Here is a 15,309-nt window from a genome sequence, read left to right as displayed (position 1 = left end):
GAATTAGCTAATCAATTTTGATAAGGTCTTTTTTCGATGAATCTTTCCTGAATCGGTTTCTTCAAATTTATCAACAAAGTATATATGCTTTGGCTTTTCATATTTCCCTAAAGACTTTTTCTGCTCGATCGCATGCTTCAGGTCGTTCAAATACTTTTTATTTTCGGGAGCTTCAATAAATAAAACAACTTCCTCACCAAGTGAGTCATGAGGTATCCCTGCTATATAAAATCTGTGAGTGATTAGCTTCTGAAGTTTTTTCTCAACGCTTTCTGGAAAAACTTTTATACCACCAGTATTTATAACATTATCTAACCTTCCTATCCAGAAAAATTTCTTGTACGTAAGCACTTCAACGATATCGTTGGTAACCAATTCCTCATCTAAAATTTTGGGCGCTTTTATGACCAAACAATTATTTTCGTTTTGTGATACACTTACGTTAGGTAAGGCTTTAAAAGGCCTTTTTTCTTTGTTGTCGGTTTTAGGATTCAATTTTCTTGCTGCAATATGAGATATGGTCTCTGTCATTCCATAAACTTCATAAACAGTTGTGGGAATCCCTTGTATCAATCCGATAAGATTATCCGTCACAGCTCCTCCACCCACAATTAATTTTTTAATCAGATGAAGTCTTCCTAAGGAATTATCCATTTGAAATGGAGTCATCGCACAAAAATCATAGGTTTTGAAAACCTCATCCAGTGGATTCGATCTAGGTTCAACAAGATCCAAATCCCAACCTAAAACCATTGCTCTCACTAACATCATCCTACCCCCAATGAAGTTGGCTGGCAAACAAAGTAAAGCTTTGGTTTCTTCCTGAATTTTGAAATATTTCCCAGTAGCTAAAGCACTATTGATCATTTTTTGTTTGTCCAAAAAATAGATTTTTGGATCACCAGTCGAACCAGAAGTTCGAACTTTTATGGTATCGTAATCTTCATTTAGCCAATCTAAAAGAAAGTTGCCTATTTGTTCTTCAAAAGGCTCTCCTTCCTTTACAAAGCTATAAGCCACCGAGTGTAATTCAGATTTATTAAAATGATGACCATTGATTTTAAAAAAAGGATGGATTTCGACTGCATGCTTTACCATAATAATAGATTTAATGAATCCTTATAATATTCTATAAATATAATAATCATTTTGAAACTCTCAACCGATTATTATAACTCATTATCAGGCAGTTCCACCTTACCAAAAAGCTTTGATTTCCAATTTTTCCACTTATAAACTTTAGCCATGATCAACAAATAAATTGGGTAAATAACTAAAACTGGCGTTAAAACATCGAGACCAATAGAGGGCTCTGCTGTATAAAGAAGAATCGATTCCGTTTGGAAAGCAGTCCAGTCTGCGGTCACCAACAAAGCTGTAATGAGATTATTACCAGCATGATACCCTATCGAAAGTTCCAAACCTTCATCCATCAGTGCCATGATTCCTAACAAAAACCCTGTGCCAATGTAACTGACCATGATCACATTACCAACTTTTCCTACTTCCGGATTTCCTAAGTGTAAAAGACCAAACCCAACAGAAGTAACTAAAAGCGGTAACCATCTGTTTTTAAAAATAACACCAAGACCTTGCATAAAATAGCCTCGGAAATAAAGTTCTTCAAATGAAGTCTGCAGAGGAACCATTACAATACCTATGATTGCTAAAATAAAAAACTGATCCCATTTAAGATTCCATAAGTAATCATCTGGATTAATATTATAATCGATAATGGTCATTACTGTAATGAAAAAACCTACTATACTAAAACCAAAGAAAACACGCTTCCAGTCAAATTTTTTTCGTGTGGTCAATAGATCTTTAAACTTCTGATTATGAAAAAATCTTACAATTAACCACAAACCGAATAAACCGATCACAAAGGAGAGTAACATGAGAAAAAAAGTGAGATTTGAGTCCAAAGTTCCCATCAGAGTCTCGTAATTCCCTACATTGGAAAAGTCTCCGCCATCTGTAGCAATTTTATACATAACTGCAGCAACAAAGGGAATGGTTCCAATTTGCCAGATTATAAATATTAGGAAAGCTCCAACAAGGTATCTCCACCACTCATAGTAACCCTTTGTCGCTAAAGCGATATAATCTTTCATAAATTAAATTTATTTTCCCAATTCAGTTTTGGGTTGTACATGATGTGTTCTCCTTCGATCGTCAAAGGGCTTTCAATATTATTGGTATAAAGTCCACCAGTTCCAAGTCCTTGTGGCATTTTATTATTTTGTAAAAACGTAAACTGAGCAATGGCATTCAACCCAATATTACTTTCCAACGCACTTGTCATCCACCACTTGATGTTATGTTGATTTGCCAGCTCTATCCATTCTCGCGATCCCTGAAATCCACCAATTAAGCTAGGTTTCAAAATTATGTATTGAGGTTTAATAGTTAGTAATGCTTTTTCCTTTTTTGTTACGTCCTTTATTCCTATTAATTCCTCATCCAAAGCAATTGGCAAAGGCGTCTGCTCACAGAGTTTTGCCATTTCTTTCCACTCTCCCTGAGCGATTGGCTGCTCAATACTATGTAAATCATACGCACTCAATCTTTTCAATTTTTCGAGAGCATGTTCTGGAGAAAAAGCACCATTGGCATCGACACGCAATTCGATATCTGAAGCCGAGAATTCACTTCGAATGTATTTGAGTAATTCTAATTCAGATTCAAAATCAATTGCTCCGATTTTAAGTTTAATACAACTGAATCCTTGCTGAATTTTATCCTGAATTTGGCTTTTCATAAATGACTTTTCTCCCATCCAAATCAAACCATTTATGACCATTCCTTTATTCCCATCAGTAAATTCTGAAGGAAATAATACATAAGGATTACTGGAAGCAAAGGATTGAAAAGCCATTTCCAACCCAAACTGAATCGATGGAAACTCTTTTAACTCTGGATATAAAGTGTCAAGACCTAGGTGAATGTTATCGCAAAGCCATTTCAAAGTAGCCTCGTAATCTTCAATGCTATCAATGCTCAAGCCTTTAAGAAGTCCGCACTCCCCTATTCCGAATTTATTTTCGGTTTCTATTTTTATAAACCAGGATTCTTTAGTTTTTAAAACTCCTCTTGAAGTTCCACTAGGTTTTTTAAATTTCAAAATATGTTTAAAATAAGATGCCTTCATTTTATAGTTTCCATAAAATTTAAAAAGCCATTTTACTAAAAATGGCTTTTTAATATTAATTAATAATAATCTATTATTTGATGATTAATTTTTTTGTAGTGACTTTAGAATTAGATACAATCCTAACTAAATACATACCAGAATTTAGATTCAAAGATAATTGAGTTCCGTTAGATATTTGCTTTTCTAGTACTTTTTTCCCAGTCATTGAGTAAAATTCTACATTCGCAGCGTTAGTTATACCTTTAAATTGAATATAAGTTGAAGTTGGATTAGGATAAATAGATATATCTTGATACTTATTTTGATTTATCGAAAGTGATTGGTTCCAGGTTTCACCTTGCTGGTCTCCCCATATATAATCCACTAATTCTGGATAGTCAATAAAAGGATTCCTATTATTTTGCCAAGTGTAAACAACATTATTTCTGTTCATCTCAAAATCATCTGCAGGATCATATGTATGCCATTGCATAAGTGTTTCCAAATCTCCTAATTGGCCTGTAACATCTGGAAATCCATTAACCACAAAAAGGTCATTGTATCGAATAGCAAGATAAAAAACTGCTCTAGCCACATCACCTCTAAAACTGCCTTGAGTTCCAGAAGGTCCAGCATAAGAATCAATATTGTTTATGCTTCCAAAATGTTTATTTCCTCTGGAGCTGTTTTCATTTGCATCTGTTGCCCTCAAACCATGTGCATCAGAATTGGCGTGTCTCAACGAGTCTGCATTGGTTTCCCACCATTCATTGATCCCGGTGGCAATTTCATCTTCTTCTATACTGAAAAAACTACCTCGAGATCTTGGAAACACATGTTCTCTGTTCCAAAATCCAGTTCCCGAAGAACTTAATTGATATAAATATTTTGGCCGTGATTCCTCTCGATACGCCAACCAAACCTGATTACTATTACTTGGGCTTTGGTCCGCTGATTTTAAAATATCTATAATGTCTGAGTAAGTATGGATTTTAACAACACCTTCTTCGGCAATAATATCTCGTATTGCTTTTCTTAGAGCATTACCAGATTTACCATTTAAACTTTCAAAATAATTTGTTGGTCCTGTAGGATTGACATTATCGAAGGTCGGGTTTGTGGGAATTCCCCAATCAGCCACAGTAAAATCATTATCTACAACAATGACCTGGATAAAATTAGAATTCAATATGTATGGATCACCAATTACATCTATCTCAATATTGATAAATTCATCACCTTCATCTAGTTCGTCGTCTACAATATCAATAGTTAAAGAACCTGTGCTCGTACCTTCAGATAAGATGATGGAATTAGGTCCATTGTAATCATCCTCGGTGAAGGTTCCATTTGCTAAACTAAAATTAATAATCAAATCTTCATCTAAAGGCTTTGATGTTGAAAAATTAATGACAAAACTATCGCCTTCATCAACTAAAGTTTTGCTTGAAGTTATATCAATAAACACGGGAGGTATTCCAGAACCGTCATTTAATTCTCTTGGTGTAGGAAGCCCTATAGACCAAGTTCCATCAGAATTTCGCTGCATCGATTCTGAATCCTTATTACCGTTTAAATCCTCATCAATTTGTTCATTTTGAGCTAAAAGATTTAAAAGATTCTGATCAGTTGGATCGCTAGTTCCATAAACCAAAGCATCAACTATATTGTCTGTTGTAGCTAAAGTTCCTTCCGGAAAATCTTGTTCTGATCCTCTATAGACAGCAACTGCATCAGCGCCATTTTGAATGAAATTTGAAGGTAAAAAATAGTTAGGACTCGGTGTGAGTTCTGGTCCGCCTAAAACAAACAAACCATTAAAATCTGTAGTAAAACTATCTAAATTCAATGCGAAATAGCTGGAATCCCCTCCAGACGATGATCCATTAAATAAAACAAGTACATAACCAATAAGAGTGGTATTTGGAGAGAGCGTTTTAAGCTCAATAAACTCTTTTGTATCAACACCATCTGTGTCTGAATCCACTTCATTGATAATAACATCTTGAGAAAAAATAAACTGGCTGATCAGTACAAAAGCCAGAAAGATAATTTTATTCATTTTTATCAAATTTTGGCAAAAATAAGGTATAAATTTATCAAATAAGTGTTCTCAAGTTAACTTATGATTAATAAAAAAACTCTGAAGCTGAAAAAGCAACAGAGTTTTAATTTTAAATCAAAAATTTTGATCTATCGAACCAGTTTTTTATACTTAATTCGTTTTGGCATGGTATCACCACCTAATCGTTTTTTCTTGTTTTCTTCATAATCACTAAAGCTACCTTCAAAGAAATAAACTTCAGAATTTCCTTCAAAAGCCAATATGTGAGTACAAATTCTGTCTAAAAACCATCTGTCGTGGGAAATCACAACAGCACATCCCGCAAAATTTTCCAATCCTTCTTCCAAAGCTCTCAATGTGTTCACATCCAAATCGTTGGTTGGCTCATCAAGTAACAAAACGTTTCCTTCTTCCTTTAACGTCATAGCAAGATGAAGTCTGTTTCGCTCTCCTCCGGAAAGCTTATCAACTTTCTTGTTTTGTTCACTTCCATTAAAATTGAAACGGCTCAAATACGCCCTGGAATTTACTTTTTTGCCTCCCATCATCACTAAATCCTGGCCTTCACTGAAGTTCTCCCAAATTGATTTATTTGGATCAATATTGGAATGCGCCTGGTCAACATAAGCGATTTTAGCAGTCTCTCCTACAATAAATTCGCCTTTATCAGGTTGAATTTCACCCATAATCATTTTGAAAATGGTGGTTTTACCAGCTCCGTTTGGACCTATGACACCAACAATTCCTGCCTGTGGCAATTTAAAATCCAAATTTTCATAAAGCAACTTGTCATCAAATGCTTTGCTTACTCCTTTAGCATCTATCACATTGGTTCCCAAACGTGGACCATTGGGGATATAGATTTCGAGTTTTTCATCAAGTTTATCTTGATCCTGACTCATCAATTTATCATAATTATTAAGTCGGGCTTTTTGTTTGGATTGTCTGCCTTTTGGAGCCATCTTCACCCATTCCAGTTCGCGTTCTAAAGTCTTTTGACGCTTGCTAGCTTGTTTTTGTTCCTGAGCCATACGCTTAGACTTTTGGTCTAACCAAGACGAATAGTTTCCTTTCCAAGGAATTCCTTCACCTCTATCCAGTTCTAAAATCCAGCCTGCTACGTTATCCAAGAAATATCTATCGTGAGTGACGGCAATGACAGTTCCTTTATATTGTGATAAGTGATGTTCGAGCCAATGCACAGATTCTGCATCCAAGTGGTTGGTAGGTTCATCGAGTAAGAGCACATCGGGCTCCTGAAGTAATAATCGACAAAGTGCTACTCTACGTCTTTCACCACCAGAAAGATTTTCAATTTTTTGGTCGGACGGCGGTGTTCTCAGTGCGTCCATCGCAACTTCCAGCTTATTGTCTAGCTCCCAGGCATTTGTAGCATCAATTTTATCTTGAAGTTTGGCCTGACGATCCATAAGTTTTTGCATTTTATCTGCATCTTCGTAAACTTCTGGTAAACCAAAATCATCATTAATTTTGTTGTATTCATCCAGAATGGCTACCACGTCAGCAACGCCTTCTTTCACTACATCTAATACAGTTTTCTCAGGATCCAATTCTGGTTCCTGTTCTAAATAACCTACAGTGTAATCTTGAGAAAAAACAACATCGCCTCGATAGTTCTTTTCTATCCCAGCAATGATTTTCATCAAGGTAGATTTACCAGAACCGTTGAGCCCAAGAATTCCTATTTTAGCTCCATAAAAAAAGCTTAAGTATATATTTTTAAGAACTGGTTTATCTTCTCCAGGGTAAGTTTTGGATACTCCCGACATGGAGAAAATCACTTTTTTATCGTCTGCCATTAATTTTAATTTTTATTTATACTCTTCCTTTTAGGGCATTAAACACCCAAGCTATTGCAAAAAAACCGATACCAACAGAAGCAAAACCCCAACCGGCTATCTCATTATATCTAAAAGCGCCTAAAGCAATAAGTCCTAAACCTACAATTACCATAATAAAGGTTGCCCACGCTAAAACTGTATTTTTATTCATTAACTATCATATTTATGATTTGCTAAATTACAAAAACGATTTTTAATGTTACTAGTCACATAAAAGCTTTATGTCTTACATGTCCAAAATATTAGTTCATAACTAAAGTAGTTTTCTCAAACACTTTTGAAAATCTGCATTAATCTTAGCTATTTTAATAGAATCTTTAGTGTGGCTTTGATTAATTTCCAGCTCAATTCCTGTATAATTATTGGGGAATATCTTTCTTAGACTCGTCGTAAATCCATCAGATTTTCCCTTGTAGGGGTAATTCATTCTAATTCTGAATTCAGGCATTTGTAAGCTCATTTTTTTTCGAAATTTGTTTGCAAAGTCTTTATCAGCTTTTCGTCTTGGATCGTATAAAATACCAAGATCCGCTTCGCGAACGTTTCCGTTCAAAATTGGTGTAAAAGTGTGAATAGATAGATGAAGTACGCATTCACCTTTGATGAGGCTTTCTTCTATTTTCTTCTGAATTTGATACCGATAAGCTTGATAATAGTCGATAATTAAGCGGTTTTTTTCTGCTTTATCAAGATTTTGTGAGATGCTTGAAAATAATTTGGGATGATGCAAAGACCTGTTAACTTCTATCAAAAGCCTGCTCCATTGGTAATGTAAAGAATAATCAGCTATATGCTGTAGAGATTCATAAACTTCAAAAGCACCTACATCATAACCTTCATGCGTTTCCAATCGGTTTTTATGGTCTATAAATAAATATTCGTATTGTTTCGGCAACAAATTACTCGCATGCTCACAAGTCAGTATTAATTTCACGGCAGGAATAATTCATTTTTGGATAGACTATTTCCAAGCTTTTGATAAACCTTCAGAATATTAACTTCAGAAAAATCATTATTTATTGCTTTTAGAATTCGTGTGGACAAACTACCATGAACTAAAATTTGTTCAATAGCTTCAGAATGTCTTTTATTCAATCTAGAGGACACCTTTTCAAATAAATGCTTATAAATATCTTTTACAGCCATCGATTCAGCTTCAATTCCAAAAAGTTTCAAATAGGATTTATTATGAATTACAGCTTCTTCTGCATGTTCGATACTTTGATTCAAAATTTCAAAAAGAATATCTTCATACCATGATTTTTGATCCTTCAAATTTGAATAGGTTTCATTTACAAAATCCTTTAAAATTTCGACAATAAAACTAGCGATAGCAACATCTGCCAGAGGGCATTCTTGTATATCCAGAACTCGAATCTCTATTGCGTTTCTATCAAACCTGGCAATAGCTCCTCTTGAATTTAAAAAATGATGTTCTAAAATTTGGTCCTTATCAAATGGAGCAATTGCAGAATTAATAGGGTCGAAGATTTTTTCCTGATATTCTTTTTGGCTAAACACTTGTTCAGGAATCACTTTCCCTGTCATTTCAGGTATTTGCTTTTGATTGGTTAAATACAACCTCATCCTGGAATCTAGATCACCTGTTGTTTGACCATCCAGAATTGGTGAACTTGCACTCAATGCCGGTAAAATAGGTAGTAAAATCCGTATAGCAGCGTGTAACTTTTCAAATTCGGAGTCATCGCAAAAGGGTAAATTGATGTGCATACTTTGTACATTGGACCAACCGTGACCTTTGCAATCAAAAATTCTGTTGTAAAGGGCATAGACTTCGCTATAGGAATGTTGCCATAATTTCATCTCCAATTCTGGATTCATCAATGGATGTGAAGCTGTTGGCCATAAGCGAAGATTAACGCCTTTGAGTAAATTATTTATTTCAAGGATGTTTTCGTGAAATTTCATATCTAAAGTATCCAGGCTTTTGGCAGGACCGTTGGTTTTCAATTCAACCACATGAGCGGCAAGTTCATTACTCCATTCAATTGGACCGTTATCCACATCTAAAACAATTTCACCAGTTTTCAATTTCATCAATTTATCTACAGAGGGATGAACTTTGCCAGTCATAGCCTTAACGAGCATATATTCTAATTCGATCCCGAAAACTTCAAAAAGATGGTATTTCATGAGTCTTGTTTAGAATTAAGGCGATTTTTAAAGGCCTGAAGAATAGTAGTGTAAACAGCATCGCCGTATAGCCCATCTTCCACTCCAAAATCAATATTTGGATTGTCATTAATTTCAATGACCAAAGCCTTTCCATTGACTACTTTGACATCAATCCCATACAAACCTTTCCCCATTATTTTTGCTGATTTTAAGGCTGCCTTCATCACTTGTTCTGGAACATCTTCTACAGCAAAGCAATCTGCATTTCCATCTTGGTCATCTTTTTTGTCGGCTGACCAATTGTAGATTTGCCAGTGTCCTTTGGCCATAAAATAACGGCACGCATAAAAGGGCTTGTTATCTAAAATTCCTATTCTCCAGTCATATTCAGAATAAGTAAACTCCTGGGCAATGATGAGATCGGAAGTTTTAAACATCTCGGTAGTGAGAGATTCAAATTCTTCTTTAGTTTTTGCTTTTTTCACTCCAAAAGAAAAGGTAGAATCCGGAGACTTTAGAACACATGGAAGTCCTGTAACTTTTAAAACTTCATGTGTATTGTCTTTATGAATGATCATGGTTTTTGGTGTTGGAACCCCATTCTTGTGGAGTGCTTCCGCCATAAAAACTTTATTGCAACATTTCAATATCGCATCAGGATAATCGACAATCGCTAAACCATCTTGCTGGGCTTTTCTAGCAAAAGCATAGGCTTCATTATTTACTTCAGTACTTTGTCTGATGAACAAGGCATCAAAAGATGAAAGACGGTGTAAATCTTTAGGTGAAATAATTTCAACGTAAAAATTCATTTTCTCAGCCAAGTCTGTAAATTTTTTAATGGCTTTTGGATTGCTTGGTGGCGCAGGATCATTATTTTGAACCAAAATTGCCAAATCGTACTCAGCTTTATTCGCTTTTGGACTATCGTATCTTTTTTTAGAAAAAAATTCTGAAGCAAAATAATGCATACTCTCCAAATGATCAGTTGGAATTTCTGTTAGGGAAATGGCTTTAATAGACTTAATATTCCATTTTGTGGTATGTTTAAAAATCACTCTTAAAAATGGAATCTGAAAATGTCTGAATATTAAGCTGCTTAATTCTCGGTATTTCTGAGCGACATTTTGTCCGAAGTAAATGCTTAAAGTAAATTCCTGAGACTTAATCAATTTCAAACTCTTCTGAATTTCTTCCTCAAAATCTTCAGAAACGATTTTGACCAGTTTTTTTTCTCCAAGATCTACCAGGTTACTAATGTTAGGAATAGACGTATGTCCGCGAGCTTCCGCCAGCAGGGAAACATAGTATCCTTTGGATTGGTAATTGTATTTGTCACTCAAATTGAAAACCCTTACATTTTTTAATTCTGCGTATTTGGGATTTGTCAAATAATCTTGTGAAGTTATAATAGACGTATGATCCATTATTATAGGCCATTTTTCGGGTTGGCTAACCACAATAAGTTTGTTCATTAATGAATTAAATAACCTATCAAATGTAGCTTAAAATTAAATTCAAAATTATTCTTGCAAAAAAATAAATAAGGAAGATTTTGACGCAATTCTTTTCATATTATCATAATTTGGTCAAAACTATTCATTCAATGAAAATCATCAAATACCTCCTTTTTTTTACCACTTTGGTTTTACTTCAATCTTGCGGATCCCGAAAACTTCCTGAGGAATCTGTGAAAATCTATGAGGGTCAACTGAGTCTTATGGAGGGCTACTACCTGATCAACTCCTACGACAGTCCTTCCATGTCTGCATCTCTTAAAGGAATTGACGAATTTTTTGATATCAAAATACCACTGTCCATCACTTTCGTCAACTTAAAATTTATTGATGATGAGACTTTACAACTCAGCTACGAAAGTGAAGGATTCGTTTTTAAAAAAACCTTTTCAGGTGAATTAAAGAACGGAGCGTTCTATCTATCGAGCAACCGCTATTTTATTGGTATTCCATTGACTGCATTTACTAAAGAAAATAATTTTGAACGCGTCGTCATGGGAAATGATGACAATTTCATTTTGGAACGATTTGAGGAGAAAATTTCCAGAATTTTTAATGCAGTTGAAGAAACTTATTTTTGGGAATCCTACACCTACGATCGTTTATACAAGGGCATTCATATAGATAAGGAGGGAAACTTGATTGAATAAAAAAACTCCCTATCTTTTGATAGAGAGTTTTTGAAGTGTTCCAAGTTTATTTTTTGTAGGAAGTAGTTCTTAAGTAAGGCTTAACTTCTACATAATCTGGAAATAATTTTTTCGCTTCTTCATGACTTACAGAAGGAGAGATGATGGCATCATCGCCTTGTTTCCAATCTGCCGGAGTTGCTAATTTATGGTTAGCTGTTAATTGAAGACTATCGATCACTCTAAGTAATTCATTGAAATTTCTACCTGTAGAAGGTGGATAAGTTAATGTCAACTTGATTTTTTTATCAGGTCCAATTACAAATACAGAACGAACAGTCGCTTTTTCTGAAGCATTAGGATGAATCATGTCATACAACTCTGCTACTTTTCTATCCTCGTCTGCAATAATTGGAAAGTTTACATTTGTATTTTGTGTTTCGTTAATGTCCTTGATCCATTCGTGATGATCTTTTACTGGATCAACACTTAAGGCAATAACCTTTACACCTCTTTTGTCAAACTCATCTTTTAATTGAGCAGTTCTGCCCAATTCAGTGGTACACACTGGTGTGAAATCAGCAGGGTGAGAATAAATAATACCCCAACTATCGCCTAACCAATCGTGAAATGAAATTTCTCCTTCAGAAGTTTGTTGTGTAAAATCTGGTGCTGTATCGCCCAATCTTAAATGTGCCATAATTGAAATTTATTATTAGTTAATATTCAGTTTTTTGAAATACAATTTAAAATCATATTAGTGAATAAAAGTAAATAATGAATCTTAGGTCTACCTTATTTATTTCAACTTTAGCTTTTTATTTGGACTTGATCTAAAGATATGCGATTGGATTGATGAATTCATTTATTCTGCGAGCTCACATTCATTTACAAAATCAATTTTAACCAGCCCATCATCATCAATTTCATTTAGAAAAACATGATGTTTTGTATTTATAAGCTCTGGATTCCAGAATGTTTTTACTTTCACATAATTTTCGGTGAAACCATGAATATAACCAGATTTATTTTCTCCTTCAAATAAAACTTCATGAGTTGAATTCAACTGACTTTCATAAAAAGCGCGTCTTTTTTTTGCAGAAAGTCCCCTTAGCATTTTGCTGCGTTTTTTTCTTACTTTTAAAGGCACCACATCATCCATTTCAGCAGCTGGAGTATTGTCTCGTTCTGAAAAAGTGAAGACATGCAAATAAGAGATGTCCAACTCATTTAGAAAATTGAATGTCTCTAAGAATAATTCATCCGTCTCTCCCGGAAAACCAACAATAACGTCTACACCAATGCAAGCATCTGGCATCTTTCTTTTAATGCTTTCTACACGATCTATATAAAGTTCTCTCATGTAGCGTCTCCGCATTTTTTTCAAAAGTGCATTGCTTCCACTTTGGAGTGGAATATGAAAATGAGGCACAAAACAATTACTGTCTGCTACAAAATTTATAGTTTCGTCTTTAAGCAAGTTCGGTTCTATCGAAGAAATTCTTACTCTGTCGATACCGTCCACATGATCAAGTGCTTTGACAAGGTCTAAGAATGTATGTTCATGTTTCTTATTTCCAAATTCACCTTTTCCATAATCTCCAATATTAACACCAGTTAACACAATTTCTTTGATGCCCTGCTCTGAGATTTCTTTGGCATTTTTGAGAACATTTTCCAATTTATCTGACCTGGAAATTCCACGTGCCAGTGGGATCGTACAGTAGGTACATTTATAATCACAACCATCCTGGACTTTGAGAAAAGCCCGCGTTCGATCTCCTATGGAGTACGATCCCACATAAAAATCGGCTTCATCAATTTCACACGAATGTACCTCGCCAAAATCATTTTTAGTGAGATCTGTGATATAATCAGTTACCTTAAACTTTTCGGTTGCTCCAAGAACCAAATCCACTCCATTTACATCTGCAAGTTCTTCTGGTTTAAGTTGTGCATAACAACCTATTCCTATAATAAAGGCGTCAGGATTAGTTTTTTGAGCTTGTTTGACAATAGTTTTAAAACGCTTATCCGCATTTTCGGTCACGCTGCAGGTATTGATGACCACCACATCTGGGTCGTTTTCAAACTCTACACGTTCGTACCCTTTCTCCTGAAAATTCCTAGCTATAGTGGAGGTTTCTGAAAAATTCAATTTACAGCCTAAGGTATAAAATGCTACTTTTGGTGTGGACATAATTAAGTTTTGGAGGACTCAGGTGATCGAAAACAAATTCAGTAGAAACCTCTATATTCGCAATTGTTTGCAAAGATACCAACTATAATTTATTTTCGAAAATTGAAGTCCTACTCTACTCTATCTTTACTTTTTCTGTTGATTTTGATACTGCTATCTTCATGCTCAGATGATGATTTTAAGGATCGCGATCACCTAGTCTTTAGATACAACGAACACGCCAATATCACCTCACTAGATCCAGCTTTTGCCAAAGATCAACGAAACATCTGGCCGACTCACCAACTTTATAATACGTTGGTAAAACTTGATGAAAACCTTGTAACTAAAGGCGATATTGCTAAAAACTGGTCTATTTCTGAAGATGGATTAACCTATACGTTTGAACTGAGAAGCGATGTTTATTTTCATAAACACAGAATTTTTGGCCAAGATTCAACCCGACAGGTTTTAGCTCAGGATGTAGAATACAGCTTAAAACGTCTTACCGATCCAAAGGTAGCTTCACCAGGAAGTTGGGTGATGTCTGATGTAGAGAGAATTGAAGCCAAGAATGATTCCGTCATTAAAATTGAACTTAAACAAAAGTTTCCAGCGTTTTTGGGGTTATTGACTTCTAAATTCTGCTCTGTAATTCCTATGGAAATGAATGAGTTAGATTTTCAAACTTCTCCTATTGGCACAGGTGCATTTAAATTTAAACGCTGGGAAATAGGAGAAAAACTGGTTTTAAGGAAAAATGAGCTTTATTTCAAAACAGATGATATTGGCAACCCACTACCTTACCTGGAAGCCGTAGCGATCACTTTTTTACCAGATAAGCAAAGTGAATTTTTAGCTTTTGTGCAAGGAAAATTAGATTTCCTTAGTGGTTTGGATCCGTCTTACAAAGACGAACTAATCACTATATCTGGTGAATTGAACCCCAAATTTGAGACCAACATAAGTATGGAGAAAAGTCCATACCTCAATACAGAATATCTAGGGTTTTATTTAGATTCTGAGTCTGAAGAAATGAAATCGAGAGCGTTTCGGCAAGCTATCAACTATGCTTTCGATCGTGATAAAATGATAAAATTTCTCAGAAATAACATTGGTATTCCAGCATATAGAGGTTTTATCCCTGAAGGACTTTCTGGTCGTTCAAAAACAGAAGGCTATACTTATCAACCAGAAAAGGCAAGAGCTCTTATTCAGAAATTTAAAGAAGAAACAGGAGTAAAAACTCCTCAACTTACTATTAGTACAAACCCATCTTATATAGATCTGGTAGAATTTATTCAAAAGGAAGTTCAAAAAATTGGAGTTCGTGTGGAAATTGATGTCATGCCACCTTCAACCATTCGTCAAAAACGTTCTGCAGGACAATTGGATAATTTCAGAGCTAGCTGGATTGCAGATTATCCCGATGCCATTAATTATTTGTCGTTATTTTACAGTGAAAACTTTTCTCCAAATGGTCCCAATTACACTCATTTTAAGAATGAAACTTACGATCAACTCTATGAAGAAGCCTTGAGTATTACCAATGATTCGTTGAGGTATGAGTTGTATGCACGAATGGATTCTCTGTTGATTGAAGAAGCTCCAGTTATCCCTTTATATTACGATGAGGTGGTTCGCTTTAGATCCAAAGCTGTCGAAGGTTTGGGTATTAATCCTTTTAATCTTTTGGATCTCTCTGAAGTTAAAAAATCTAAGTAGAGCCGATCTTAAGTTAGCTTTTCTAAGGATTCCTTTTCTATATTTGAAAAAATCTCTTTTATG

At 34.9% G+C, this 15,309-nt stretch carries 13 protein-coding genes; 2 read left to right on the top strand and 11 right to left on the bottom strand.

From position 1 onward, the window contains the following. Positions 1-3: 3 nt before the first annotated feature. The 9 genes from LB452_RS10355 to LB452_RS10315 form a co-directional block, all read right to left on the bottom strand. Entirely contained in the window at positions 4-1,098 is a 1,095-nt protein-coding gene (locus LB452_RS10355) for an AMP-binding protein (RefSeq protein WP_224461669.1), read from the bottom strand. 71 nt (positions 1,099-1,169) lie between these two features. Continuing rightward, the gene (locus LB452_RS10350) at positions 1,170-2,114 is read right to left on the bottom strand and encodes a CPBP family intramembrane glutamic endopeptidase (RefSeq protein WP_224461668.1); all 945 of its coding nucleotides are present in this window, start codon (positions 2,112-2,114) and stop codon (positions 1,170-1,172) included. Then, positions 2,111-3,151 (bottom strand): o-succinylbenzoate synthase, encoded by a 1,041-nt coding sequence (locus tag LB452_RS10345; protein WP_224461667.1) that lies wholly within the window; start codon positions 3,149-3,151, stop codon positions 2,111-2,113. The genes LB452_RS10350 and LB452_RS10345 overlap by 4 nt, the downstream gene beginning before the upstream one ends. 73 nt (positions 3,152-3,224) lie before the next feature. Further along, complete coding sequence (locus LB452_RS10340) at positions 3,225-5,195, bottom strand: endonuclease (RefSeq protein WP_224461666.1); 1,971 nt, start codon at positions 5,193-5,195, stop codon at positions 3,225-3,227. A gap of 131 nt (positions 5,196-5,326) precedes the next feature. Then, on the bottom strand, positions 5,327-7,018 hold the full coding sequence (gene ettA, locus LB452_RS10335) for an energy-dependent translational throttle protein EttA (RefSeq protein ID WP_224461665.1): 1,692 nt from the start codon (positions 7,016-7,018) through the stop codon (positions 5,327-5,329). A 16-nt stretch (positions 7,019-7,034) separates the two neighbouring features. Then, on the bottom strand, positions 7,035-7,211 hold the full coding sequence (locus tag LB452_RS10330; protein ID WP_224454367.1) for a CAL67264 family membrane protein: 177 nt from the start codon (positions 7,209-7,211) through the stop codon (positions 7,035-7,037). 102 nt (positions 7,212-7,313) lie between these two features. Continuing rightward, positions 7,314-7,994, bottom strand: a complete 681-nt coding sequence (locus LB452_RS10325) for an N-formylglutamate amidohydrolase (protein WP_224461664.1) — start codon at positions 7,992-7,994, stop codon at positions 7,314-7,316. Next, positions 7,991-9,214 carry a carboxylate-amine ligase gene (locus tag LB452_RS10320; protein ID WP_224461663.1) on the bottom strand — a complete coding sequence of 408 codons (1,224 nt, stop codon included), beginning with the start codon at positions 9,212-9,214 and terminating at the stop codon, positions 7,991-7,993. The genes LB452_RS10325 and LB452_RS10320 overlap by 4 nt, the downstream gene beginning before the upstream one ends. Then, positions 9,211-10,671, bottom strand: coding sequence for a RimK family protein (locus LB452_RS10315; protein WP_224461662.1), 1,461 nt, complete (start codon positions 10,669-10,671; stop codon positions 9,211-9,213). The genes LB452_RS10320 and LB452_RS10315 overlap by 4 nt, the downstream gene beginning before the upstream one ends. A 131-nt stretch (positions 10,672-10,802) precedes the next feature. Here LB452_RS10315 and LB452_RS10310 point away from each other — a divergent pair, with 131 nt between their 5' ends. Next, positions 10,803-11,363, top strand: a complete 561-nt coding sequence (locus LB452_RS10310) for a hypothetical protein (protein ID WP_224461661.1) — start codon at positions 10,803-10,805, stop codon at positions 11,361-11,363. A gap of 46 nt (positions 11,364-11,409) precedes the next feature. On the opposite strand, the gene LB452_RS10305 is transcribed toward LB452_RS10310, so the two are convergent. Next, positions 11,410-12,042 carry a peroxiredoxin gene (locus LB452_RS10305; RefSeq protein WP_224461660.1) on the bottom strand — a complete coding sequence of 211 codons (633 nt, stop codon included), beginning with the start codon at positions 12,040-12,042 and terminating at the stop codon, positions 11,410-11,412. Between the two features lie 165 nt (positions 12,043-12,207). Further along, entirely contained in the window at positions 12,208-13,542 is a 1,335-nt protein-coding gene (gene mtaB, locus LB452_RS10300) for a tRNA (N(6)-L-threonylcarbamoyladenosine(37)-C(2))-methylthiotransferase MtaB (protein WP_224461659.1), read from the bottom strand. Positions 13,543-13,644: 102 nt separating this feature from the next. Between mtaB and LB452_RS10295 the strand changes: the two genes are divergently transcribed. Then, positions 13,645-15,246, top strand: a complete 1,602-nt coding sequence (locus LB452_RS10295) for an ABC transporter substrate-binding protein (protein WP_224461658.1) — start codon at positions 13,645-13,647, stop codon at positions 15,244-15,246. The last annotated feature ends 63 nt before the right edge of the window (positions 15,247-15,309 follow it).

The sequence above is a fragment of the Psychroflexus longus genome (genome assembly GCF_020164595.1).
GTDB lineage: Bacteria > Bacteroidota > Bacteroidia > Flavobacteriales > Flavobacteriaceae > Psychroflexus > Psychroflexus longus.
This window is presented reverse-complemented; position numbering and strand designations above follow the sequence as displayed.

What these genes read in the sequence shown, in the direction of transcription:
- LB452_RS10355 (WP_224461669.1), bottom strand. Translation starts at nt 1,098, where the DNA reads ATGGTAAAGCATGCAGTCGAAATCCATCCTTTTTTTAAAATCAATGGT.
- LB452_RS10350 (WP_224461668.1), bottom strand. Translation starts at nt 2,114, where the DNA reads ATGAAAGATTATATCGCTTTAGCGACAAAGGGTTACTATGAGTGGTGG.
- LB452_RS10345 (WP_224461667.1), bottom strand. Translation starts at nt 3,151, where the DNA reads ATGAAGGCATCTTATTTTAAACATATTTTGAAATTTAAAAAACCTAGT.
- LB452_RS10340 (WP_224461666.1), bottom strand. Translation starts at nt 5,195, where the DNA reads ATGAATAAAATTATCTTTCTGGCTTTTGTACTGATCAGCCAGTTTATT.
- ettA (WP_224461665.1), bottom strand. Translation starts at nt 7,018, where the DNA reads ATGGCAGACGATAAAAAAGTGATTTTCTCCATGTCGGGAGTATCCAAA.
- LB452_RS10330 (WP_224454367.1), bottom strand. Translation starts at nt 7,211, where the DNA reads ATGAATAAAAATACAGTTTTAGCGTGGGCAACCTTTATTATGGTAATT.
- LB452_RS10320 (WP_224461663.1), bottom strand. Translation starts at nt 9,214, where the DNA reads ATGAAATACCATCTTTTTGAAGTTTTCGGGATCGAATTAGAATATATG.
- LB452_RS10315 (WP_224461662.1), bottom strand. Translation starts at nt 10,671, where the DNA reads ATGAACAAACTTATTGTGGTTAGCCAACCCGAAAAATGGCCTATAATA.
- LB452_RS10310 (WP_224461661.1), top strand. Translation starts at nt 10,803, where the DNA reads ATGAAAATCATCAAATACCTCCTTTTTTTTACCACTTTGGTTTTACTT.
- LB452_RS10305 (WP_224461660.1), bottom strand. Translation starts at nt 12,042, where the DNA reads ATGGCACATTTAAGATTGGGCGATACAGCACCAGATTTTACACAACAA.
- mtaB (WP_224461659.1), bottom strand. Translation starts at nt 13,542, where the DNA reads ATGTCCACACCAAAAGTAGCATTTTATACCTTAGGCTGTAAATTGAAT.